23 protein-coding genes, 4 tRNA genes and 1 pseudogene are annotated in these 23,076 nt (G+C 54.5%); 13 read left to right on the forward strand and 15 right to left on the reverse strand.

Going from position 1 to position 23,076, the window contains the following annotated elements:
- Positions 1-4: 4 nt before the first annotated feature.
- Positions 5-1,099, reverse strand: coding sequence for a hypothetical protein (locus ACQY4Z_RS21185; protein ID WP_428524601.1), 1,095 nt, complete (start codon positions 1,097-1,099; stop codon positions 5-7).
- A gap of 180 nt (positions 1,100-1,279) precedes the next feature.
- On the opposite strand from ACQY4Z_RS21185, the gene ACQY4Z_RS21190 reads away from it, so the two are divergent.
- The 4 genes from ACQY4Z_RS21190 (at position 1,280) to ACQY4Z_RS21205 (ending at position 5,479) form a co-directional block, all read left to right on the forward strand.
- Complete coding sequence (locus ACQY4Z_RS21190) at positions 1,280-1,876, forward strand: nitroreductase family protein (protein WP_428524603.1); 597 nt, start codon at positions 1,280-1,282, stop codon at positions 1,874-1,876.
- 2 nt (positions 1,877-1,878) lie between these two features.
- Positions 1,879-2,481 (forward strand): flavin reductase family protein, encoded by a 603-nt coding sequence (locus ACQY4Z_RS21195; protein WP_133946802.1) that lies wholly within the window; start codon positions 1,879-1,881, stop codon positions 2,479-2,481.
- Positions 2,482-2,799: 318 nt separating this feature from the next.
- Positions 2,800-4,209, forward strand: a complete 1,410-nt coding sequence (locus ACQY4Z_RS21200) for a transglycosylase SLT domain-containing protein (RefSeq protein ID WP_428524605.1) — start codon at positions 2,800-2,802, stop codon at positions 4,207-4,209.
- Between the two features lie 109 nt (positions 4,210-4,318).
- Positions 4,319-5,479, forward strand: a complete 1,161-nt coding sequence (locus ACQY4Z_RS21205) for a DUF2336 domain-containing protein (RefSeq protein WP_428524607.1) — start codon at positions 4,319-4,321, stop codon at positions 5,477-5,479.
- Positions 5,480-5,571: 92 nt separating this feature from the next.
- On the opposite strand, the gene ACQY4Z_RS21210 is transcribed toward ACQY4Z_RS21205, so the two are convergent.
- The 8 genes from ACQY4Z_RS21210 to ACQY4Z_RS21245 form a co-directional block, all read right to left on the reverse strand.
- The gene (locus tag ACQY4Z_RS21210) at positions 5,572-6,099 is read right to left on the reverse strand and encodes an Hpt domain-containing protein (protein ID WP_428524609.1); all 528 of its coding nucleotides are present in this window, start codon (positions 6,097-6,099) and stop codon (positions 5,572-5,574) included.
- Between the two features lie 117 nt (positions 6,100-6,216).
- Positions 6,217-7,029, reverse strand: a complete 813-nt coding sequence (locus tag ACQY4Z_RS21215; protein WP_428524611.1) for an NAD kinase — start codon at positions 7,027-7,029, stop codon at positions 6,217-6,219.
- A 154-nt stretch (positions 7,030-7,183) separates the two neighbouring features.
- Positions 7,184-8,002 (reverse strand): trypsin-like serine peptidase, encoded by an 819-nt coding sequence (locus tag ACQY4Z_RS21220; RefSeq protein ID WP_428524613.1) that lies wholly within the window; start codon positions 8,000-8,002, stop codon positions 7,184-7,186.
- 93 nt (positions 8,003-8,095) lie between these two features.
- Positions 8,096-9,598, reverse strand: a complete 1,503-nt coding sequence (locus ACQY4Z_RS21225) for a sulfatase-like hydrolase/transferase (RefSeq protein WP_428524615.1) — start codon at positions 9,596-9,598, stop codon at positions 8,096-8,098.
- The gene (gene phnX / locus ACQY4Z_RS21230) at positions 9,595-10,377 is read right to left on the reverse strand and encodes a phosphonoacetaldehyde hydrolase (RefSeq protein ID WP_428524617.1); all 783 of its coding nucleotides are present in this window, start codon (positions 10,375-10,377) and stop codon (positions 9,595-9,597) included. Before phnX ends, ACQY4Z_RS21225 begins: the two co-directional genes overlap by 4 nt.
- 22 nt (positions 10,378-10,399) lie before the next feature.
- Positions 10,400-11,587: a 2-aminoethylphosphonate--pyruvate transaminase gene (locus ACQY4Z_RS21235; RefSeq protein ID WP_428524619.1), complete on the reverse strand. Its 1,188-nt coding sequence runs from the start codon at positions 11,585-11,587 to the stop codon at positions 10,400-10,402.
- 189 nt (positions 11,588-11,776) lie between these two features.
- On the reverse strand, positions 11,777-12,670 hold the full coding sequence (locus ACQY4Z_RS21240) for a LysR family transcriptional regulator (protein WP_428524621.1): 894 nt from the start codon (positions 12,668-12,670) through the stop codon (positions 11,777-11,779).
- 10 nt (positions 12,671-12,680) lie between these two features.
- A complete protein-coding gene (locus ACQY4Z_RS21245; protein ID WP_428524623.1) occupies positions 12,681-13,310 on the reverse strand; it encodes a glutathione S-transferase family protein in 630 nt (209 codons plus the stop codon).
- 288 nt (positions 13,311-13,598) lie between these two features.
- Between ACQY4Z_RS21245 and ACQY4Z_RS21250 the strand changes: the two genes are divergently transcribed.
- From ACQY4Z_RS21250 to ACQY4Z_RS21260, 3 genes and pseudogenes are all read left to right on the forward strand, one after another.
- Entirely contained in the window at positions 13,599-14,261 is a 663-nt protein-coding gene (locus ACQY4Z_RS21250; protein ID WP_428524625.1) for a L,D-transpeptidase, read from the forward strand.
- A gap of 329 nt (positions 14,262-14,590) precedes the next feature.
- The gene (locus ACQY4Z_RS21255) at positions 14,591-16,084 is read left to right on the forward strand and encodes a P-loop ATPase, Sll1717 family (RefSeq protein WP_428524627.1); all 1,494 of its coding nucleotides are present in this window, start codon (positions 14,591-14,593) and stop codon (positions 16,082-16,084) included.
- 106 nt (positions 16,085-16,190) lie between these two features.
- Positions 16,191-16,349: pseudogene (locus ACQY4Z_RS21260) on the forward strand (L,D-transpeptidase); the annotation flags it as partial.
- A gap of 38 nt (positions 16,350-16,387) precedes the next feature.
- On the opposite strand, the gene ACQY4Z_RS21265 reads toward ACQY4Z_RS21260, so the two are convergent.
- Together ACQY4Z_RS21265 and ACQY4Z_RS21270 are read right to left on the reverse strand one after the other, a co-directional pair.
- Positions 16,388-16,948, reverse strand: coding sequence for a class I SAM-dependent methyltransferase (locus ACQY4Z_RS21265; RefSeq protein ID WP_428524629.1), 561 nt, complete (start codon positions 16,946-16,948; stop codon positions 16,388-16,390).
- Positions 16,949-17,186: 238 nt separating this feature from the next.
- Positions 17,187-17,262 (reverse strand) — tRNA-Thr (locus tag ACQY4Z_RS21270).
- A gap of 435 nt (positions 17,263-17,697) precedes the next feature.
- Here ACQY4Z_RS21270 and ACQY4Z_RS21275 point away from each other — a divergent pair.
- Entirely contained in the window at positions 17,698-18,012 is a 315-nt protein-coding gene (locus ACQY4Z_RS21275) for an antibiotic biosynthesis monooxygenase family protein (protein ID WP_428524631.1), read from the forward strand.
- On the opposite strand, the gene ACQY4Z_RS21280 is transcribed toward ACQY4Z_RS21275, so the two are convergent.
- From ACQY4Z_RS21280 to ACQY4Z_RS21295, 4 genes are all read right to left on the reverse strand, one after another.
- Positions 18,009-18,836 (reverse strand): TrmH family RNA methyltransferase, encoded by an 828-nt coding sequence (locus ACQY4Z_RS21280; protein WP_428524633.1) that lies wholly within the window; start codon positions 18,834-18,836, stop codon positions 18,009-18,011. The genes ACQY4Z_RS21275 and ACQY4Z_RS21280 overlap by 4 nt on opposite strands.
- 20 nt (positions 18,837-18,856) lie before the next feature.
- Positions 18,857-19,381, reverse strand: a complete 525-nt coding sequence (locus ACQY4Z_RS21285) for a PaaI family thioesterase (protein ID WP_428524635.1) — start codon at positions 19,379-19,381, stop codon at positions 18,857-18,859.
- 39 nt (positions 19,382-19,420) lie between these two features.
- Positions 19,421-19,921 (reverse strand): MarR family winged helix-turn-helix transcriptional regulator, encoded by a 501-nt coding sequence (locus tag ACQY4Z_RS21290; protein ID WP_428524637.1) that lies wholly within the window; start codon positions 19,919-19,921, stop codon positions 19,421-19,423.
- A gap of 89 nt (positions 19,922-20,010) precedes the next feature.
- The gene (locus ACQY4Z_RS21295) at positions 20,011-20,652 is read right to left on the reverse strand and encodes a glutathione S-transferase family protein (RefSeq protein WP_428524639.1); all 642 of its coding nucleotides are present in this window, start codon (positions 20,650-20,652) and stop codon (positions 20,011-20,013) included.
- Between the two features lie 402 nt (positions 20,653-21,054).
- Here ACQY4Z_RS21295 and ACQY4Z_RS21300 point away from each other — a divergent pair.
- From ACQY4Z_RS21300 to secE, 5 genes are all read left to right on the forward strand, one after another.
- A tRNA-Tyr gene (locus ACQY4Z_RS21300) sits at positions 21,055-21,139 on the forward strand.
- Positions 21,140-21,159: 20 nt separating this feature from the next.
- A tRNA-Gly gene (locus tag ACQY4Z_RS21305) sits at positions 21,160-21,233 on the forward strand.
- A 165-nt stretch (positions 21,234-21,398) separates the two neighbouring features.
- Entirely contained in the window at positions 21,399-22,589 is a 1,191-nt protein-coding gene (tuf, locus tag ACQY4Z_RS21310; RefSeq protein WP_428524641.1) for an elongation factor Tu, read from the forward strand.
- Between the two features lie 109 nt (positions 22,590-22,698).
- Positions 22,699-22,774, forward strand: a tRNA-Trp gene (locus tag ACQY4Z_RS21315).
- Between the two features lie 104 nt (positions 22,775-22,878).
- Positions 22,879-23,076, forward strand: coding sequence for a preprotein translocase subunit SecE (secE, locus tag ACQY4Z_RS21320; RefSeq protein WP_040450750.1), 198 nt, complete (start codon positions 22,879-22,881; stop codon positions 23,074-23,076).

The raw sequence follows: 23,076 nt of genomic DNA on the forward strand, positions 1-23,076 counted from the left end.
GCGATCAGTTCGCCCTTGATGATCCGCTGACCAATTCGCTGATCGAAGAGACCACTTCCACTTCCCGGTCTGCACCCGGCTCAACCGTGAACGTATGAAGGTAAGTCTTTCCGTTGTTGCGGGCTACTGCCTCATATTCACCCGCCGCAAGAACAAAGTCAGGAAACGCGCCGGTGGCTTCGACGACCACATCACCGCCTGGTGACAAAACCGACCAGGTGGTGTTGGCGATCGCTTCACCGCCGCGTTCATTGACAAGCTTCAGCGTGATGTCGGCCGCTTTGTGGAAAATTGTGGCTTCGGTGAGCTTGCCCGGAAGGACCTGGATGTCGGCGCGGATTTCGGCGTTCGCATCCCCGTATCGGCTAACTATGTGGTAAGTGTCTGCGTTCAACCGGATGATCGAACCAGGCTTCACGCTGCTGGCGATCAGATCCCGTTCGCCGCGCTGATCGAATTCCCGGCTGTAAATGTCGAACGTCACCGGGCCGCTCTCCAATGGCGCACCGTCCGGCAGCGTGGCGTCGAATTTGATGCCGCCGGCGTTCAACGTCACCATCTTTGATAGGACTTCCTTGCCGATCACGATCCGGTTGGTAGCCTGCGCATAGCCGTAGGAGGTGTGGATCATGTATGCACCCGGATCCAAACGGAATTCGGCATCCCCGCCTTTCGACGTGGCAATCAACTGAAGCCGGCCATCGGCGTTGGTCGTTTCGGAGTAGATGCGCCAAATGAGGTTGTCGTTCAGCGGTTGGCTGTCCCGTGTCAGCTTTGCCATGAGATAAAGTGCGCCGCCATCCAGTCCGTCGGCCGTTCCTTGAATGCCGCCGGATGCGGGCGCGTAAGGAACCAGCGTATTGTCCGAAAACAAGGGTTCCGGTTCGCGGTCGAGAAGATTCTGAATGGGTTCTTGAGACGCCGCGGACGGTGCGTTTGGATCCGGCTTCATGGCAGGCGGCATCGGCGCACTGGTTTGGGCCTGTGCTGTGCCAGGTAGCGCTGAAATCAGCGCCGCGCAGAGCGCAGTCATGACAAACCGCTGCACCTTGGTGCGCGTGTCTTTGATCCGGTTCAACAAAGTCGTTGGATTCTGCATGCCCACTTATTATCGTTTTGGCCAAGCGATGTCATCTGGTCAGCGGTACCTTCCAGCCTGTTTCTTGTAATGGACCTTAAAATTTGGCGAATTCAAGACCTGAAGAGTGCAGTTGACAAATCCCAACAATCAATTAGGTAGATAGTTGCAAATGAAACTATCTGCGGAAAGGCAGACGGAATGTCCGAGTTTGGCAGGGGATCACCCCAGACCTTGGAGTTTTTGCGGACCCGCCGGTCACACCCATCTGTCACCATGTCGGCGCCTGGCCCGGATGATGATCAGCTCATAGATCTATTGACCATTGCCGCGCGCGTTCCGGATCACGGAAAGCTCGTGCCTTGGCGCTTCATCACTTATCAGGCATCGCAGGGCGAAAAGATCGGGGCCTTTCTTTCAGAGCTTTATGCCAGAAAGAACGGACCGCTTGATGAAGCCCAGACCGACAAGGAACGGACTCGGTTTACGCGCGCGCCTGTGGTTGTCGGTGTCGTAAGCCAGGCCGCAGAGCACCCGAAAATACCGATCTGGGAACAGCAGCTTTCTGCCGGCGCCGTTTGCATGACCCTTGTTTCTGCAGCCGCTGCTGCTGGCTTTGCCTCACAATGGTTGACGGAGTGGTATGCCTTTGACGAAGAGGCGGGACGTTATCTCGGTCTTCAAGACGGTGAGCGGTTTGCAGGTTTTATTCATATCGGAACAGCCACGCAGCCGCCCGTTGAACGTCCGCGGCCGGATCTTTCCGAAATAACTTCCAACTGGACGGAAACGGACTGAACATGTTCTACGAAACAGAAAAAAACGATCACGGACTACCGCACAATCCCTTTAAGGCGATCATCGCACCGCGGCCGATCGGTTGGATTTCCAGCGTTGACAAGGATGGGAAAACCAATCTTGCTCCCTACAGTTTCTTCAACTGTGTCTGCGATACGCCGCCGATCGTGATGTTCTCGTCCTCAAACTATAAAGACAGCGCTGCCAACATTGATGCGACCGGTGAGTTCGTCTGCAACATGGCAAGCTACGATCTGAAAGACGAGATGAACCTGTCCTCGGCTGCCGTGCCGCACGAGAAATCTGAATTTGAGTTGACGGGTTTGGAAATGGCTCAATCCAATCTCGTTAGCGTGCCGCGGGTTGCCAAAGCGGCAACTGCCCTAGAGTGCAAGCATCTTCAGACCATCCGTATGAAAGGTCTCGACGGAACCGATACGAACAGCTGGGTCATCTTCGGTCAGGTGGTCGGGGTGCATATTTCCGATGATGTAATCGTCAACGGCATGGTGGACGTGACCCGTTACAAGCCGCTCTCCCGCCTCGGCTACATGGATTATGCTGTGGTGACGGAAGTATTTCAGATGGGCCGTCCCAAAGTTTGAGTATCTGACCAAGAATCGGCAAGGCGCTGCAGTGATCAGCGTCTTGTCTCATTATGAAACAATGAATTTTCCGTCCAGCAACTGATTTGTCCCAAATATTTCCGGACCAACCCGGCAATTTTTTCCCAAGAAAAATCGCAGGAAACAGCCAAAGTCCACAAATGCCTGAGATTGCATTGGCATAGTTACGTAGGAGCCGATAGGTTTTCGTTTCTCTAATAAATGAATCGGTCCCGCCTGTGGCTTGTTAAGGTTTTGTTAACCTTTTTGGCGCGAAAGTTAACGAAGTAATAATTAGTTTCGTCGAGGAGGCCAGTCATGCGGGTAGCTGACACTACCTCGGTCGCGTCTAGGATCGAGCTTGCGTTTCAGTCTGCGAGTACATCTACAGGAACGTCATTTGACTATCTTGTGAAAACAGCCGCACGGGAATCTTCATTTAATCCGTCGGCCAAGGCAAAAACATCGAGTGCTACAGGCTTGTTCCAATTCATCGAGTCCACCTGGCTGGAAACAATGAAACAGGCCGGGCCAAAGCATGGGTTGGACAAATACGCTGACCATATTCAGCGGTCAAAAAGCGGCAAGTATTATGTCAGCGATCCTCAGATGCGCCGGGAAATCCTTGACCTGCGCAAGGATCCTGAGATCTCGTCAGTGATGGCGGGTGCTTTGACCCAGAAGAATGCGCAGTATCTTGAGCGCCGGATTGGCCGTGAGCCGACGGACGGCGAGCTCTATATGGCTCATTTCCTTGGTGCGAATGGTGCAAGCCGCCTAATTGAGAAAACGGCTGCCAATCCGGACATGCGGGCCGATCAGGTATTTTCTGCACAAGCGCGAGCCAACAAACCCATCTTCTACCATCGCAACGGCCAGGCCCGGTCAATGGAAGAAGTGTATCAGGTAATCGTGTCCAAGCATGATGCAGTCAACATGATTGCTGAAGCCGGCGGACGTAAAAACCTTAGGACCTCTGGCGAGCTGTTGAACGTTGCGGCTCTACCCAATGCGAAGCCGGCATCTGGAGTGCCGGCAACGGCACCGGTTCCGTTTGATGATCTTGCCGGTGATCCGGCTGCAGCGTTCGCGATGCGCTCCAAGCCGCAGCCGCCGAGCATGATGGCAGAGGCAAAGCCGAAGGACTTTGACCATTTGGCAGGGGATCCGGCGGCGCAATTCGCAATGCGGTCCAAGCCGAATGCACCGGTGCAAATGGCGGCGGCGGCATTGCCCGTCCAGCCTGAGCTGCCTCTGGATCTGCCTGAAACAGTAGCGAAGGCACCGGTCCCCGATGCGCGTCCGCAGAATGTTGCGGCCGTGGATCCGGGCGCGAGCGATCCGGCTGAACTTCAAGTGCCGGCACAACAAGTTGCCGCTGCACCCCGGCCTGATCCGGACGATCCGCGCGATGCCAGCATCAACCAGTCTCCGGATCAAACAGCAAGCCGTGTTTTGTCAGCATTCCAGGCGGCCCAAACCGCGAACCCGTTTGAAGCTCTGTTCCGCAATGATCCGGGTTCCGATCAGGCAGGCGTCAATCCAAGGTTTGCATCTGCCTTCGCGGCTGTTGAAGAGGCTGCGCTCTACAGCGCTGTGTCCGGAGCATCTACTCAGGTGGCTGCCCAGGAATTGGCCCTTGTCAATCAAGGTGGTCCGTTAGACCTCACACGGTTTCTTCGATTGAAGGCTCAAGAAGAGCAGAAAGACTTGCTGCCTCCGGCCTAAATGCCAAGGGGCGAAGACAGGCGGGGGCATGTCAAAATTATGGTGAACGGATCGTTAAGTCTTTGATGTCAGGATAGTGCAAAGACTATTCAGGACTGACGTTAAGAGCATGACCGTTCACGACATTCTGCACCTCACCGACACTGATCAGGCGGGCCTCGATATCGAGGCGGCGCGAACCTATGCAGAGCGTTATTTGGCTGCCGACGAGGGTAGCCTGGAACGGAAGACCATGGCGGCAGCACTTACAGTTCTTCTGGATGATCCGAGCCGGCCGGTTCGCAAAACCGTCGCGCAGGTATTGGCTGCGAGCGTGCATGCACCCGGACACGTGATCCGTTTTCTCGCGCAGGACGTTGACGAGATCGCGGTCCTTGTTCTGAAGTCCTCCCCGCTTTTGAACGAAACCGAACTGGTAGATCTTCTGGCCGAGGGTAGCCCAGCAGTGCAGTGCGCCATCGCAGAGCGCGAAATTGTTCCCGCTGGTGTCAGCGCGGCTATGTGCGAAGTTGCTGATGAAGCGGCCTGTATGGCCTTGCTCAAAAATCCAGGGGCGATAGTTTTGAAGTCCTCTCTGGTGCGGCTTGCCGAACGCTTTGAGCAACACCCTGATCTCTGCGATCAGTTGCTGAAACTCGGCGATCTGCCAATTCCTGTACGCTACGAGCTGTTGATGGGGCTTGCGCAGAACCTTGAAAACCATCCCGTTGTTTTGGAGCGTATTCCAGAGCATCAGCGCGATGTGTTCCTTTCCGATGCAATTGATAAAGTCGTCCTTCGCCTCGCGCTTGAGGCAAAAGATGACGATCTTCCCGAATTCGTGGAACACTTGCGGGCCAGCGGGCGATTGAACACGCGTCTTCTGCTGCGGGCTGTTTGTTGCGGCCGTCTACGCTTTTTTGCAGCAGCTCTGGCAAACCTTGGGAACATGCCGCTGCCACGCCTGTGCAAGGTTTTGCTGACTGTCCGCCGGGCGGCACTTCAAGCCGTTTTGAGAAAGGCCGGATTGCCAATCCGGTCACACCAGGCGTTCCTGCTTGCGATCGACATTGCCCGCAAGGCTGAGGCTGACTTCAGCTATGACCTTGCCCTTGAAGAAGCGCGGGCTTTGACCGAAGCGTTGCTGTCTGAAATGCAAGACGGCGCTTTTGGTGCGGATGAGGATATCAACGCTTTCCTGCGCCGGTTTGCGATTGATGTCGCCCGCCTTGAGGCACGCTCAGTTCTGAAAAAGAGCGCCGGAGATCTTCGTTCGGTCAATGCTGCCTGATTGCCAACGGCGGGCAGCATTGGTGCACGGAGCGCGAATCTGATCCAACATACGATGGGTAGTGATTCAGGCTTGCGGCTGATCGCGTCCGCTTAGTTCTCGCCTGTGTCGTTGGACGGGAACTGGGCAAGATAGGTGTCTGTCGCCGTGCGCAGCGTTTCCAAAAGCTCGACACCGGTCTTGTTGGCGGTGTCCTTCGCGCCTTCAATCACCATCGCCCGGATTGCTTCAACAAATCCTTCCGCCAGCCCTACAGGCAGATCGTTGGGCGTTGGAATGTTTTCCAGCAAGTGACAAAAGCTGGAAGCAACGTCGCCGACGAGCGGAAAGCCCAGTGTTAGCGCCTGGCCCTTGATGTTGTGCGCCGATTGATAAAGCACATCGATCGTTTCGGAGGAAATGCCGTCCGCTTTGACGGAGTCCCAGGCACCCACGAGCGTTTGGGCTTCGTTTTCCATCCAGTTGCCGAAATGCGGAGCGATCCTTTGCAGAGCAGCTTCTGCAGCTTTTACCGGATCAAACTTGCGCGCCTCGCGGGGTGTCAGTTCACGGACCTTTTTCCGCAGATCCGTCGGCGGCTGCAGAATTTCGTAGTCTTGGTCCGGAGCGGTTTCAGCCATTGCGGCAGGGTCCTCATCGTTGCGGTGAGCGATCACTCACGGTCGCCAGTATGCGTAAACAACTTTAACAGGGTCTTTCCTGCCGCCAAGTCTTTCGCAGATGGCCGGTCAGCATCGTTAGTATCTGAACATTTCCGTCAGGATCCGCTCATCCCAGCCGTGATCGTCATCAAACATGATCCGGCCTTCCTGTTCCGTGGACTCCCGAACCGACACTTTTGTAACCCTGCGGATCTCACGGTGATCCGCGGACGCGCTGACCGGCCGTTTTTCCGGGTCCAGAATTTCGATGTCGACCGCCGCCCAATCGGGAAGCAACGCACCGCGCCAACGGCGCGGGCGGAAGGCGCTGATTGGGGTCAAAGCTAGCAACTGGGCTGTGATTGGTAGGATCGGACCGTGAGCGGAGAGGTTATAAGCCGTGCTGCCGGCAGGCGTTGCCACAATGATTCCGTCGCAAATCAGTTCTTCCAGCCGGACGCGGCCATCGACGGAAATTTTCAGGCGCGCAGCCTGCGATGTTTGGCGGAGCAGGGAAACTTCGTTGATGGCGAGAGCGGAATGCTCAACACCATTTTCATCGGTGGCGGTCATCTCCAGCGGGTAGATCGCCGTGGTGTCCGCTTTGGCCAGACGTTCCCGCAGGCCATCTTCCCGGTACTCGTTCATGAGGAAACCGACCGAACCACGATTCATACCGTAGATCGGCTTGTTCGTTCCCATCTGTGCATAGAGGGTTTCCAGCATCAGGCCATCACCGCCCAGTGCCACTATGATATCGGCATCAGCGATCGGAACTTCATCATATTGCGCCGCCAGTGTTTCCCGCGCGTGCTTCGCCTCATCCGTGTCACTGGAGACAAAGGCAAGCTTCTTGTCAGTGATCTGGCTGGCATCGTCCGGCTTCGGGGAAGAAACAATACGGTTCATTGATCAACAAGGGCCTGGACGAGAGTGGTCTTACGGATTTTATGCCGCCACGGCGCTGTGGCGCCAGCTATCTAAGGACTAGGCCATGCCCTTGAAAAATTAGCAAGTGCCGGTGGTGGGAAACAGGTTCGCAGTCGAAGGTGAGGCCAAACTATCAGTCAATTGTGGGACGCAAGGCCGTTTGGGCTGAATCGCCGCTTGCCGGACAAACCGGTGAGGCCAGAAGTTCCTGCCACTCGAAAAAGGGCACGATTGCGGATCGGATATCGTCGATTTTTGCAGACATTACACCAGCCACTCTGAGCCCATCCGGTGTTTTTACCAGCAAAGGTCCCCCCGATGCGCCGCTTTCCGACGAGCAGTTGGTAACCCAGCTGTCTTCTACGGTGCCGATCACCTGGCAGGCTGAAACGACGGTTGGCAGAAAACGGCGGCTGCGGCGATAGCCGGCTGAATCGAACCGGGTGTCCTGAGTCAACACGCCAGCATCCTCAGGTGACAGAGCCGGGACGGCAGGCAGCTTGGCGCTTTCCTTCAAAATCAAGATCCCGACATCGGTATGCACATCAGCCAGTTTCGGTTGCTTCTTCGGAGCATAGCCCTTGGCAGACAAGGCGCAGGCCACCTCCAGGCGCGCAGAAAACTCGTCTCGGCGGACTCCAGCGATGAAGAACATGTCGTCTTCCGGAAACTTCTTCAGCGTCGCCTTATTGTAAAGACAGTGGGCTGCGGTCAACACGATATTCGGCGCAATCAGTGTGCCGGTACACATGGATGTGGTGCGGTAGCCAGCCACATTGACCCGGCCAATGGAAGGCCATGGCGCGTCCGTGCTGTCGATGACCTTAAGAGCTGGTTCTGTTGCTACAGCAGTGTCTGAAAGGGCGAGGCAAGATAGTGCGAACACAGCCGCATAAGCGACCGCGAGCCACATTGTTCCATTTCTTGATGTAATCCCGTTGGGGACAGCCACGTTTTAAAGCCTCCGACGAACCTGAACTGAGTCATACGTGCAGTGTCGCTGAACGGGTTTAACGCGGCCTAAAGTCAACCGCTGAAAGCTTTGCTAGTTCGAATAATACTCCCACACCATGGTCCGAGCGAGCGTTTCGTCGTTGTGACGCATGCGACTGGAGAGGAGGGCATTCATGTTTTGGATAAGAGCCACCGGTTCGCTGTCAGCCTTGTTCTTGATCCCACCCGTTTCATCGTTTGTTGAGAGCAACAGATTGGGCAATCCGCTGAAGTGAACATATTGCCAATCGGTTCCAAGGCGGGTCAGAGCCGAGGCTCCGCCAGACTGGCAGCTCTTGCGGACGTCTTCGGGAAAGAATTGCAACAAGCGCCGGAAGTCAAACTCATAAAGCGCAGCATCCCGCCAGCCGGTTGGTGTTTGGCCTCTAAGGTACGGGGCAAGGCTGTTTCCGTCAGGTTTGTGTTTGGGCTCGAGACCTAGAACGTCCAAAAGGGTGGGGAAGATGTCTGCGGCCGAAGTAAAAGCGGAAACCCTGTTGTCTTTGGCCATGCCCGGTCCCCGGATCATGAGCGGGATGTGATAACTCTCTTTGTAAAACCCGCCTTTGCCGAGCATCCAGTGATCGCCCATCATCTCTGCATGATCGGAGGTGAAGATGATTAGTGTGTCGTCCGCGATCTGATCGATGGTGGAGAAAATGCGGCCAAGCTGCGCGTCAACCTCTGTGATCATGCCGTAGTAGAGCGCCCGAAGGCGCTTTAAATCGTGTCGGGTCAGGTCGCGCACGTGGCCATTGGCGCCTGGAATGTGGCTGGAAAGATGCTGGTACTCTTGCAAGGCGGAAACAAGGGGATGGAACGCTGCTTCTTGCCATGCGCTTTCGGCGCCCTTGAACTCAGGTCCGTCATCCGGATCGTACATCGTATTATAAGGCTCGGGCACGGTGATCGGTGGATGCGGGCGCAGGAATGAAATATGCGCCATCCAGGGCTTTCCTTGGTCCTGTTCGCCAAGCCAATTGAAAAAACTGTCCGTTAGGAAGGCCGTCTGCGTTTCGTCCTTGGAATAGCGCGGGGCCTTGCGAGAGATAAGTTCGCCATCCTCCGGCTCAACGTGGTGCAGGGTGTCGAAGGATGCCGGATCATGGCCGCGGGTGGCCAGCCAGGAGCGCCAGGGTTTGTCATCTTCGGGCAGCGGTTGACGAACAGAAAATCCGGGCAGAACCCCCTCATAAGTGGAGAGGGCCGGATCGTTCGGATCATGTACCCGTGGATCCAGCGAGGTGTCCGTATAACCGAACAAAGTCGGGACATATCCGGCTCTTCGTCCTGCGCGGGCAATGTTGTCGAACCGGTCGTCCAGCGGAGCCCCGTTCCAGATCACCCGGTGGTTCATCTGATAGAGGCCGGTGTAGAGAGAGGCCCTGGCCGGAGAACAGGGCGCAGTCGTCGCATAATGCTGCTCAAAAACGGTGGCCGTTTCTGCAAAGGCATCTAGGTTGGGGGTCTTGACCACCGGATGACCGACAGCGCCGAGGCAATCACCCCGCCACTGATCGGCCGTTATCAGAAGGATGTTCGGACGCGATGTCATGCAGCTTCCATCTGGTCCATCAGCTTGGGCAGATCGGCAACGGTATCGATCACGTAGTCTGCGCCAGCGTCCTTGAGTTTGGCGGTTGCTTCTTGACGGATCGCATTGATCTCGGCCTCAGGCAGGGCTGCCAGTTCTTCAGGCGTCTTGCCGGCGAAATTGCCGGAAAGTGCAAGGCCCACTGTGATGCAGCCTGCTGCCACGCCTTCTGCAATGCCGGGCTCCGTATCATCGACCTTGATGACGGCACTGGGCGGATAGGCGACAAGATCAACAAAGCACTGATACATGCCGAGCGGCCCCGGACGGCCCTCAGGCAGGTCATCAGAACACACCAGATTGTCCGGCTCATAGCCCTGTTCGGAAGCTCTTGGAAGAACGCGCTCCATAATGGACCGGGTGTATCCAGTGGTGGAGCCGATTTTTACGTTGTTCGATCGCAGGTAAGCGATCGTATCGAGAGCGCCTGGAACGAGGTCGGCATAATCCGCGACCACTTCCTCATTCATCGGTACAAAGATCTCATAGACCTTGTCGACATCGGCATCAGTTGGGGCGCTGCCGTATTTGGCCTGCCATTGAGCGGCAATGTCCGGATCGTTCATCATAGACCGGATGTGGTCCCACTTTGGCATGCCCATTGGGCCACGGGCCTGATCAATGCTCGCAGTGATGCCGAATTTTTCGAATGCTTTCACAAAAACCCCCATGGGTGCGAAGGATCCGAAATCGATCATGGTTCCGGCCCAGTCGAAAACGACAGCTTTGAATTTGCTCATTGGTTCTCTTTCTTGTGTTTGCTCACGCGGCGAGTTTTGCGCGCTCTGCGAGCGCTTCTGCAGGTGGGGTGGCGCTTTCAACGCCCATTTCTTTCAAAACGTCAGAAGCGGCGGCGGTTACGCTGCGCATGACATGTTCGTCCATCTGACCAATGCAGCCGACCCGGAAGCTGTCAACGACAGTCAGTTTACCGGGATAAAGGATGAACCCGCGCGCTTTCATGAGCTCGTAGAACCGCGGGAAGCTGAAGGCGGGGTCTGCCGGACAGAAAAAGGTGACGATAATCGGCGACAACCATTCGGCTTCAAGCAGGGTTTCGAAGCCGAGTGCTCGCATGCCATTGACCAAGACGTCCCTGTTCTTGGCATAACGTGCACCACGACCAGCAACGCCGCCTTCGGCTTTGTGCGCCCGCAAGGCCTCCATGAACGCTGCGACGACATGAGTTGGCGGTGTGAATCGCCATTGACCGGTTTTCTCCAGATGTGCCCATTGGGCATGTACATCGAGGCTAATGGAATGGCTGTTGCTTTTGGCAGCCTCGAGCTCGGCCCTTTGTGCGATCACAAAACCGAACCCTGGCACGCCTTCGATGCATTTGTTTGCAGATGACACCATTGCTGCAAACCGGAGCTTTGACGGCTCGACGGGTATGGCGCCGAAGGCCGACATGGAATCGATCAAAAGGGTTCTGCCCGCGGCGGCAACGGCGTCCGAAATTTCCTGCAAAGGGTTGAGGATGCCAGAGCTTGTCTCACAATGGACGATCAGCACGTGGCTGATCTCCGGATCCGCGTTCAGAAGGGCGGCGACTTCCGGTCCACGCGGCGGAAGATAGTCACCCTTGTCCAGTACTTCAGCCGGGCGGCCAAGATAAGCCATCGTTTCAACTGCGCGTTTGCCGTAGGCACCGTTGGACAGGATGAGGGTCTTTTTGGTCTTCGGCGTGAAACTGCCCAGCATGGCTTCGACCGCAAAGGTGCCGCTGCCCTGGATCGGGACGCAGTCATAGGCATCACCACCGTCGCCCAACAAAGAAATGAGGCCTTTCCGGAGTTCGGCGGTCATCGCCTTGAAATCGCCGTCCCAACTGCCCCAATCCCGCAACATGGCTTCCTTGACATCGAACGATGTGGTGAGCGGCCCAGGGGTCAAAAGATAGGGCTCGCCGTATTTCGGTTTTGGCAAGGCCGTCGGGTGTTGGGTCATGAGTGGTCCCTTTGGGGCGTGAAATGAACTACAGACAAAGTTGAAGACGCCTCTCGGTTCCATGTGCCAACCGAGCGGATCTCCAGAGACTGTGCGCCTTTAACACTCTCTTCGCGTAACAGTTTAATGAAATAGTCTTGTCTATAATTATTAGTTATAGACTTGATGCTGGCGCTGTCGGCAAGCGGGTTAGGCTGTAGCGTTCAAGCTCGCCCGGAATGCCTCTATTGCAGCAACGCCTGCCATGTCTTTTTGCCAGACAACATAATGGTTCGCGATGAGGGAAGGACTGTCGATCGGGATTGCGACACAGCCATCCCGGTCTGTGATCTCAGCTTCCATTGCAATGCCGACACCGATGCCGGACCGGATCAGGGTGGCGATCGACCCCCAGGACCCGAGCGCAAGAATCGTTTTGGGTTTGATCCCGGCAACAGTGGCAGCTGCCTCGAACATCTTGCGGGTTCCGGATGAACTTTCCCGCTGCAACAACGGAAGGGTTTCCAGGTCTTTCCAGCTGATGACGCCTTTGGATGCCAGCGGATGGTCGGCGCGTGCGGCAATGACGATGCGCGTCTGGACTAGAAGTTCGCCCTCAAGACCTGCCGGGATTTCCCGGCCGGTCACAAAGCCGATGTCGATGTCCCCGTTGTCAAACAGGTCCAGAATGTCGCTGGTGGCCAAGGCGCGGGCTTCAATAGATATTTCCGGATGACGGGCCATAAAGGCCGAAATTTTTGGGATCGCCAGCTGGTAGGTCGAATAGCCGATCCTGAGCTCACCAGCGCCCAGCTCCCTTTGATGAAGCAGTTCCGATTCCAGATCGCTGGTGAGAGCGAGGATCGCCCGTATCTTCGGCAAGAGCGCCTCAAGCGCAGGTGTTGCGGAGACTGAGTACCCGGATTTGGCGATCAGCCGGGTCTTGAAGCGGTTTTCCAATCCATGCACATGGTTGGAAATCGACGGCTGAGAAACACCGATCTCCTTTGCGGCCGCAGAAAAACTGCCCCGGCGTACAACAGCTTCCAGAGCGCGCAACTGACTGAGGCTGAGCGGATTTTTAATGCGGTTTGGAACGTCCATCTCTGCTTGTTCACCCGGCTGGAATCGGTCCCATGTCTTTCGGCACTTGATATCCGCGCTGGACGGCCGGACGTGCAGCTATGCGCTGATACCAGGCCTGGACATTCGGAAAATCGGAGAGACTAACGCCCTGCCATTCATAGCGCGATGCCCAAGGCCAGCATGCCATATCGGCTATCGAATAATCGCCCGCGATAAAATCGCGCCCTTGAAGTTGTTTGTCGAGCACGCCGTAGAGCCGGCGCGCTTCTTTGGAATAGCGCTCCTTGGCATAGTCGGACTTGTCCGGATTGAAATGCACAAAATGATGCGCCTGGCCAAGCATCGGCCCAAACCCGCCCATTTGCCACATCAGCCATTCCAGCGTCCGGGCCCGGTCTTCTCCGGACCGGGCGAGAAACTTGCCGTATTTCTCGGCGAGGTAAATCATGATTGCCCCGGATTCCATAAGCTTCAGACCAGTCTCGCGATCCACAATCGCCGGGATTTTGTTGTTTGGGCTGATCTCGAGAAACTCCGGTGCCATCTGATCACCATTGGTGATGTCGATTGCATGGGACGTGTAATCAACGCCAAGCTCTTCCAAAAGGATCGACACCTTACGGCCGTTCGGGGTGGTCCAAGTGTAAAGGTCAATCATGGGTCGGCTCCGGATGTCTGGATCGCATGTGTTGGGAACAGCAAGAAAGCAGGATAGCGGTGATTTCAACCCTGATGATCAAATTGGCGTGTGTGTCACTGGTTTGTTTGTCAGATTGCGTTGTTGTTAAGGGGCTGTTTACCATAATGATGTTGGCATTCATTCCTGCAACAGGTTCGGTAATTAACGTTGGATCCATCGGCCGGTCTTTCAAAAAGCATCCAGGTCTGACGTGACTTTGGGTGATTTCAGAAAACCGGAAATGTGCCGGTGAAAGGATGTGAGAGCATGGCGCTGAAGTTTACCCGCCGGAGTTTTGTCATCGGCCTTCCGCTCGCTCTGGCAGCTTGCCAGAGCAAGAAAAGCGCAACTGTTGAGGCTGGTCTGACGCCTTTGTCTGATGGGACGCCGAATTACGCGCTGGCATACGCTGCTGTCCGCGATGGTGGTTTCAATCTGCCGCCGATCGATTATCAGACGTTTGATCCGAAATACCTGCGCCAAACGGTTTTTTATCCGACCTCACATCCGGTTGGAACAATCGTGGTCGATCCGAACAACAAGTTCCTCTATCTGGTTCAGCCTGGCGGGCGGGCGATCCGGTACGGCATCGGGGTTGGCAGGGCGGGGTTTGCCTGGAATGGCGAGGCGGTGATCCGCTTCAAGCGCGAGTGGCCGAAATGGTTTCCGCCCGATGAGATGATCGAACGCGATCCGGACCTGGAACGGTACCGGGACGGCCAGGAGGGCGGGCCGAGCAATCCGATCGGCGCGCGCGGTCTTTATCTGTGGCAAGGCAACAAAGACACGCTTTATCGGATCCACAGCACCAATCAGCCCCGCAGCATCGGTACCAATGCTTCAAGCGGCTGCATCCGCATGTGGCATCAGGATATCATCGATCTATATGAACGCGTCGAGCTGGGCACCAAGGTGATTGTGCTGGGCTAAGGTGTTCTGTTATCAGTTAGATTAGCCGCAATTTACCAAAACTAGAAACGGCTGTCTGTAAGTTAGAAAACAATAGGCGACTATGCGCTTATTCAATCTCTATCCTTTGTGGATTATGCCAGCAAATACTTTTGAAATAGAGTAAAGTCTAGTTGAACTTATCTCGCGCGAGGTCTGTGTAGGTCAATTGGCCAAAGCGCCTTATATGGATATGTTATTCCTTTAGCGTGAATTCTGCCATAATGCCGGCCGAATTTGACTTGATGACCAGGGTGCACGTGCATACTATTCGGCGATTCTTATTTCGATTTTCTAGCATTGGATGCAACGTGAACAAAGTCGTTACTTTTGATGAATTCTGCAATAATTTTGGTTTTGCAAGCTACCCCTTCAATTCATTTACGGCTGAGATGGAGAAGGAAAGGCAGGCGGAACTTTTCGTTCCCACTAAACTGTACAGTCCTTTTTACGAGGCTTTTGAAGCAGGAAATACGATTATACTAAGTGGAGATAGAGGTACAGGAAAAACGTCTATTATTTATGATTTTATTCGACGTGCAACTGAAGACTCGTTGATTTGCCAAATAGATGATTTTTCTGATTTGGATAAAGATTATTCGGAGGCAGATTTTTACAGATTTATTACTTCAGTTTTTGTAAATTCTTTTTTTGAAAATCTTAAAGACTTGAGAGTGGCGAACGGTAATCTGTCAGAAGAAGAGAAAATACTTCTTACATATTATTATGTTAACTTTGCGAGTGATGCTACGAGAGGCTTAGTAAAAAGAACCGCTTCTCAGATTCAAGTCAGCTCGTTTAAGAGAACACTAGGGAAACTCTATAACTTCATTCGAAATCCCTTGAATATTGCTACCAATTTCGGAGTATCTATCCTTGCTGATGTTGTGGCGAGATCAGCTGGAGCATCAGGTATTTCTGCAAAAGTTTCAGAATATTTCCCTGAAATTGAAGCAGGTGTTGAAACAGATCTTCCAAAATCAGAAGATACTCTTGAAGCTCTGCGTCGATTTGCAAAAATCGCAAGGAAAGCGGGTTTTAAAAGAATAACGTTGATGATCGATAAGGTCGACGAAGACAGCCGACTCGAAAATGCGGCTGAAGAAATAGCAAGTTTTATTGAACCAATTCTCACCAATAATAAGTTTCTACTTGACGAAAATTTCCAGATAATTATCTCTGTCTGGATTGTTCCTTTAAATTTTATCAGAGAGCGTGTCCGAACTCAGAAAATATATAGTCCTGAGGTTCGGTGGGAAGATGATGATCTTATGCGAGCGTTCGACCGTCGGGTCGAAGTGTTTTCTAACCAAGGTGCAAAACCGTTTGAAGAAGTATTTAGTGAAGATGTGTGCGACGACACAAAAAACAAGATACTTGCGCTAAGTAATAGAAATCCTCGAGATTTATGGCACCTTATGAATAGCATATTGCGCGCTCAGTACAATATAAATGCCGATGCTGCTCGGATTTGCGATGAAGCGGTCCAGCAAGGGATGACTAAATTCGTTAAAACATTTAATTTCTATGAGTATTATCCAAGAAAAGCAAATGCTCGCGCTAATACAATGGATGTTTACTCTTATATTCGGCATTTGTTAAAGCTGGATGACACTGTCTTTACAAGAAACCAGTTGAATGAGAAGGCAGGTACAGGAAGCTCTACCCAAAACTATACAGTTGGCATGGAAAACTTAGGTTTGATCACAAAGGATACCAGTGAAAAGGGAGAGCTTTTTTATACTATTCGCGATCCGAAGGTCAGATTTGCAATCGATAACGATATTAACATTCAAAAAGAGTAACGAAACTGACCGCTTTAGCTTTTATCGGGCGCTAAACAATCTGGGTTGACCAGAAATATACTCAACGAGGTCGATCAATACTATTTCGAAGTGCTTTAATTATTAGCAGGGCAACAAAGACATGCTCTATCGCATTCACAGCACCAATCAGCCCGCCAGCATTGGCACCAACACCTCCAGCGGCTGCATCCGCATGTGGCGTCAGGACATCATTGATCTTTATGAAAGGGTTGAGCTTGGCACCAAGGTGATTGTGCTGGGCTAATCCAATTTCTGCTTTTGTCTTTTGGAGCCTGCACGGCCTTAACGCCGGGCCGATTCAAATACATATGTCCGGTTTTTCCGGGAGACTTGAGAAAAGAATCCGGACCGGGTGATGGCGCCGGGCACCAAACCGGTGACCGGAAACAGCCAAACGCCCATTTTTCCGGTGGGTTTGAGCACCCTATGCATTTCCGGCAAGAGCTGATTGAGTGGCAATCCGGGGTAGGGCAGGACCCCGAGCAATAGGGCCAGGTCAAGACTGTTGTTCTCCAGGCCTGTGTGAAGCGCATCGCGCTGGATCACGTTCACATTTTGCAGTCCTGCAGCGTCGAGCTTCTCACGGACCCTTTTGACATAATCCGTCAATGGATCCATCGCGATCAAATGCCCGCTGTTGCCTAGGATGCGCGCGGCAGGAAGGGTGAAAAAGCCTGTGCCGCAGCCGACCTCAAGGACGGTTTGCCCTGGTTTAAGCCCGGCATCGCGAAGCGTTGCGACCGGATCAAAAAGCAGATGACGCAACCGGCTTTCCATCGCTATACCGCCCAACCGGGCTAGAAAATTCATCAGGCGTGATTTGCCGAGTTTTTCGGTGTTCATTCGATTACGCCAGCTTTGTGAAATCGATGCGTGCTCCATGGCGGCGCGTTTCATACTGGCAAAGTACAGACAAATTCAAAAGGGCAAGGCGGCAGCCATATAATCAGGCGGCCAGACGCACCAGAAGCGACCAATCCGCGCTTATCGTCTGCGCAAACATGCACTAACCTGGTGGGCCACTTTCCAGCAGACCCATCGGCTGCTGGGAACCCGCAAAGAACTCAATAAATCTGGGAAGTGGTGCCGGCAGCAGGATTCGAACCCGCGACCCCGAGATTACAAATCACGTGCTCTACCAACTGAGCTATACCGGCGCTGGAGAGGGCTTCTATCAGAAACCGGTTGGATGTCCAGAGGGGGCGATACATTTTTTGATTTTCACAGCAAATTTGTTTCTAAGTCGCCGATATTGCATGCGAAAAGCCGATGTCCTTGTGGAAAACATTTTGGTTTCTTCGTCGTTGCCCACTAGACCACCTTTGCAAACGCGCAAGTCGGTGCGGATACCATAATCACTTTCGATACGAACAACACGATTACCCTTGAAAACGTCGCTTTGTGGTCTCTCGGTGCAGATGATTTTGCGATTGTCTGATCTCAGGTGATGACCGGGGCAGGCGGGTGCGTCTGCCCTTTTTCCATAAGCCCTATCGCCTCAGAGATTCGAATATGTTGGCAAATCAGCACTGGTAATATGAGTGAAATACTCATAATTATTGGCGGAACAATTTCGAAAAAGGAAGGCCGCCATGTATCTCGCGATGAACCGGTTTGCAGTGAAAAAGGGTCAGGAGGAGGCTTTTGAAGCTGTATGGAAAGGCCGGGAGACCCGTCTTCACGAGCTGGATGGTTTTAACAGCTTTCATTTGCTGAAAGGCCCGGAAGCCGAGGACGGTCAAACCGTCTTGTATGCGTCCCATACGATCTGGAACAGCAAAGACGACTTTCTCGCCTGGACCAAATCGGAACAATTCCGGGATGCGCATAAAAACGCTGGCAGTAACAAGGACCTATATGCGGGTCCGCCAAAGTTTGAAGGCTTTGAGACGGTGAGTGGGGCCTAAAGCCCCATTTTCTGGCGCGCGACATACAGTGAGAGTACGGCAGCGTTGGACACATTCAGCGAGCGGATTTCGCCGGGCATGTCGAGCCTGGCCAGGAGACCGCAGGCTTCCCGCACGCCTTGTCGCACGCCTTTCCCTTCCGATCCGAGAACCAGAACGGTCTTTTCGGTGAAGTCGGTGTCTTCAAGGCTCGCCGGGCCATCGCTGTCGAGCGCGATGCAGCCAAAGCCTTGCTCCTTCATCTCTGTTATGAAGCGGGCCATGTTCTTCACCCGCACATGCTTGATCATGTCGAGTGCGCCGGAGGCGGATTTGGCCAGCACCGGGCCTTCCTCCGGGGCGTGGCGTTCCGTGGTCACAACAGCGTCGGCGTTCAGGGCGACGGCAGAGCGCAGGATCGCACCGACATTGTGCGGATCGGTGACCTGATCCAGGGCCAGAATCAACCGGGCGCCCTTTAAGTGTTCTGCGCCATAGGCGGGTAGGGGATCAGCCTCCAGGATCATGCCCTGGTGGACGGCGTCCTTGGTGACCATACGGTCCAGTTCCTTGGGGCGCTTGTCCTCCACCGGAACATCAATAATGACGCCCCGCTCCTGCAGTCGGTTCTTTGCATTCTCCGTTGCGTAAAGTTTCAGGCGCTTGCGATCCTTATTGGCAAAGGCTGCTTCCACCGTGTGGAGGCCATAAAGCAAGACGGGGCCTTCCGGTGGCAATCCGGGACGCCGTGGTCCCGGTTTGCCCTTGGATTTAGCAAAGCGGCCTTGGGCGTTGCCGGAGCCGTGGCGCTGAGTTTTCCATGCAGGTTTTTTATCGTCGGTCATGCCGCATGCTCTAGACCCAATCAGCGTCCAGGGGAAGAGGCTGCAGGATTGGGAAAGATCATGCAGCTAACTGTCGCATGGGCAATCAGCTTGCCGCGGGCATCTTTCAACTCACCTTCCGATGTTGCCAGCCGGGAGCCGCGATGAACAATGCGCCCTTCGCACGTGACTTCCCCGCTGCCTGGCATGAGCGGGCGGACCATATTCACATTCAAGGATGTGGTGGTGTAGAACTCGCCAGGTTCCAGACAGGTGTGAACTGCGCAACTGAGAGCACTGTCCAGAATCGTTGAAATCCAACCCCCATGAATTGTACCCAGTGGGTTGAGGAATTGCTTTTCCGGCTGTCCGACGAAGACGGCGCGCCCATGATCAAACTCCTTCAGCCGGATATTGGACTGGAGCATGATTGGCGGGGCCGGGAGTTGGCCATCGAGCATCAGTTTGAAAACATCCATTCCGGATATGCCTGCCACCTGTTCCTTGGGCAGAGCATCGAACTGATAGGTTTTGCCGTTTTCCGTTACGGTTTGCGGAGTGCTCATGGAAGTGTCCTTGAATAAATGAATTTGGGGATCTGGTTGTTATGAGGGTTTTCCGTCGGGGCGCAGGGGCGTCTGTTTGGCAACGGTTTCGAGCGTGCGGACGGTTTTCCGCAGGCTCGATAAATGACCGCGAATGGCATCTGCAGTTTCCGCGCCGAGTTCGTGTGTCAGGTCGCGCTGGGCCTGTTCCCAGGCAGCATGAACTTTTGCGGTCAGAGTGACGCCCCTTTGGGTCAGGCGTGGTGTTACCTTTCGGCCGCCGGGCTTGTGCCGTTCAATCAAGCCGGCGGCCTCTAATGGCTTTAGGTTGCGGGCAAGGGTCGAGCGGTCAATTCCAAGGTACCGGGCGATTTCGGAGGAGGAGAGATCGTCACTGCTGGCAATAACTGCCATGAGCTGCGCCTGCGTGATCTCCAGACCAAGAGGTGCGAGGTAGCGGTTGAAATGGCGGGTCAGCAGATTGGCCGTCCGGCGGACCGAATGGCCAAGGCATATGCGGCCCATTTCATTAAAATCGATATCGTCGAGTGAGTCGTTCATTTGTTGTAGCTACAACATAATAACGTGAGCTGCAATGATCCTGTCGTGCCTCGCTGGGTGACTTTCTGTTAGACACTCCCCAAATTGGGTTAGCTGCAGCGCAGTTCCTCGTACGACACCATGACGTGCTCGCGGAAAGCGCTGCGTTCGGTGAGCTGGTGATAATAGCGGTGCAAACGGGGCAGATCCGCGCGGTCGATATTAATGTCGAAGTACCGAAAGAGAATGTGGCCGAACTGGATGTCCGCCAATGTGAAGTCAGGACCAGCAAGATAGGCATGGTTCGTCAGCTGCAGCTCTGCGATTTCGAGTTTGGTTTCAAAAGCCGCTATTGCCTTTCGGATCTGGTTCCAGTCCTGGGCTTCCGGAGGCGTTCGGACCACCCGCCAGAAAACCGGGGCCGTAAACGCCATTGCGATGTTGATCTTGGACCACTCTGCCCACATGTCGACCCGGGCGCGGTCTTGCGGTGGTTTCGGCCAAAAGCTATCGGGTCCGTATCTGTCGGCCAGATATCTCATGATGGCTCCGGTTTCCCAGATTGGCTGGCCGTCTGCGTCTTGAAGAACCGGGATCGTCTGGTTTGGATTTAGCCGCTTGAAGTCTTCAGTATCGGTTCCCCCGAACCTGTGCCCGATGTCGGCTCTCTCATACTCCACGCCGAGCTCTCCGATGCACCACATGAGCGCTTGAACATTGGACGATGTTTTGCGGCCCCACACTTTCAGCATCCGTTTGCCACCAATTTCATAGAATCCGAAGCGGCGCTCTCATTCCGCTGGTCGAATATGGCGTGGAATGAACGGCGCTGCGAAGAATGGAGAGCCGAATTGGCCGGAAAAAGTTGTCCACAGGGTAGGGGCTTGTTGCTACTGAGATCACGAAAAAGCGGCGAAATCCTTGGAGATTTCGCTCTGTTTGAGGTCATAATGATCCCAGAATGGCAAGCGGTTATGGCGCGCTTGGGTCCAAGGTTTTCGGTCCCGGGTTGATTTTGTTCGTTTCTTTTCAAAATCGGCGTTGACAGGTCAGGTCCGCATCTGCATAACACGCGCCACGGGATTGCTCGCCCCTTCCGGGCGGGCTCTTCGGTTAAGCCATCCTGATCGCTTCGGCGTGAAGCAAGACGAGATGGAGGAGTGCCCGAGTGGCTAAAGGGGACGGACTGTAAATCCGTTGGCTATGCCTACGTTGGTTCGAATCCAACCTCCTCCACCATCGTCTCGTTTCCTCGTTGTGCGGGTGTAGCTCAATGGTAGAGCAGCAGCCTTCCAAGCTGACGACGAGGGTTCGATTCCCTTCACCCGCTCCATCATGGGCCTGATCGGAGTGTCCGGAACGGAAGGCTCTTTCGCCCGGAAATCCTGAAAAGTTCTTATGGGAAGTTGTTTGCCGCTTGGGCTCTGTTCAAGGCGGCAATCAGCGGCCCGCGCGAGCCTTATCGACTGAACCGAGTACTGGACAGAGAGCGACGCCGATGGCGAAGGAAAAGTTTGAGCGCAACAAGCCGCACGTCAACATTGGCACGATTGGCCACGTTGACCACGGCAAGACGACGCTGACCGCTGCAATCACCATGACGCTGGCTGAAGCTGGCGGTGCGACTGCAAAAGCATATGATGAGATCGACGGTGCGCCTGAAGAAAAGGCACGCGGCATCACCATCTCCACGGCGCACGTTGAGTATGAGACGGAAAACCGTCACTACGCTCACGTTGATTGCCCGGGCCACGCCGACTACGTGAAGAACATGATCACCGGTGCTGCCCAGATGGACGGCGCGATCCTGGTGTGTTCTGCTGCTGACGGCCCGATGCCGCAGACCCGTGAGCACATCCTGCTTGCGCGTCAGGTTGGCGTTCCGGCACTTGTCGTGTTCATGAACAAGGTTGACCAGGTCGACGACGAAGAGCTTCTCGAGCTCGTCGAAATGGAAATCCGTGAACTGCTGTCTTCCTACGAGTTCCCGGGCGACGATATTCCGATCGTCAAGGGTTCTGCTCTGGCAGCCTTTGAAAACCGCGACGCAGCCATTGGCCGTGACGCAATCCGTGAGCTGATGGCAGCTGTTGACGACTACATCCCGACGCCTGAGCGTCCGAAGGATCAGCCGTTCCTGATGCCGATCGAAGACGTGTTCTCGATCTCCGGCCGCGGTACTGTTGTGACCGGCCGTGTTGAGCGCGGTGTGATCAACGTGGGTGAAGAAGTCGAGATCGTCGGCATCAAGGACACCCAGAAGACCACGGTTACCGGTGTTGAAATGTTCCGCAAGCTGCTGGACAGCGGTGAAGCAGGCGACAACATCGGCGCTCTGATCCGCGGCATCGGCCGTGAAGATGTTGAGCGCGGCCAGGTTCTTTGTAAGCCGGGTTCTGTTAACCCGCACACGAAGTTCAAGGCAGAGGCCTACATCCTGACGAAGGAAGAGGGTGGCCGTCATACGCCGTTCTTCACCAACTACCGCCCGCAGTTCTACTTCCGCACGACGGACGTGACGGGTGTGGTTCACCTGCCGGAAGGTACGGAAATGGTGATGCCGGGTGACAACGTCTCCGTCGACGTTGAGCTGATCGTGCCGATCGCCATGGAAGACGGCCTGCGCTTCGCGATCCGCGAAGGTGGCCGCACCGTCGGCGCCGGCGTCGTCGCCTCAATCATCGAATAAGATGAGTTTTTGATTGCCGGGCTTCGGCCCGGCAGTCTTGTCTTCAAATCACTTGATTACCATGTGTTTGAAGCGTATCAGGAGCTGGTCCTCAGAGAGGATCAACTGAAGGGGTATAGCTCAGCTGGTAGAGCGACGGTCTCCAAAACCGTAGGTCGCGGGTTCGAACCCTGCTGCCCCTGCCACTTTTGCTCTTGATTAATTGGCCTCGAGGGCTTAAAGAGTTTCCTCGAGTGAGGCGCGCAGAGTTTTCTGCGCGCCCACTCGTATTTAACAGACCGGAATCGGAATGGCGAAGACCAATCCCTTTAAATTCATCCAGGAAGTGCGCTCTGAAACGTCCAAGGTGACGTGGCCGACGCGTAAGGAAACAGCTGTGACCACCGTTATGGTGTTCATCATGGTGATGATCGCGTCGATTTTCTTTCTCGTCGCGGATCAGCTGATGAGCCTTGGTATCGGTTACATTCTCGGGGTCGGTGGCTGA

Origin of the sequence: Roseibium sp. (genome assembly GCF_965276855.1) — a bacterium.
Taxonomy (GTDB): domain Bacteria; phylum Pseudomonadota; class Alphaproteobacteria; order Rhizobiales; family Stappiaceae; genus Roseibium.